At 37.3% G+C, this 429-nt stretch carries 1 pseudogene; it reads right to left on the reverse strand.

Going from position 1 to position 429, the window contains the following annotated elements:
- A pseudogene (locus KQ486_RS14515) lies at positions 1–429 on the reverse strand (CHAP domain-containing protein); the annotation flags it as partial.

The raw sequence follows: 429 nt of genomic DNA on the forward strand, positions 1-429 counted from the left end.
TGCGCGATTAAATAAATTTCATTAATGTTGTGCTTTTTACAAGCTTCTGCGAACGCTTTACCTTGATTATTCAATGTCCCCTTACCTTTAAGTATCTTATTAAGCGAACTAACTGAAACGCCTTGATACTTGCCTAAATTAAGCATTTGGTAGCACTGCGTGTTACTTTCCCATATTCGTTTAACATTCATTGCTGAACTCGTTTGTGCTCGTGTAGCGTTAGCCCAACCCCAAGCATTAGATTTTTTCGGGTTACCTCTTGCCATTTGTTTATCCAGTGCTTGTTTGAATGTATAAGGACTCGTTTCTGTTATGATCTGCGGTTGTTTAGATGCCGAGCCATTATTAGCTGTTGGTGATGAGTCTCTTACATTCGCTATATCAGCGTTTTTATTATCTACCATAACTTTTATTCTAGATTTTGTTACT

Source organism: Allobacillus halotolerans (assembly GCF_018967645.1).
GTDB classification, from domain to species: domain Bacteria; phylum Bacillota; class Bacilli; order Bacillales; family Alkalibacillaceae; genus Allobacillus; species Allobacillus halotolerans.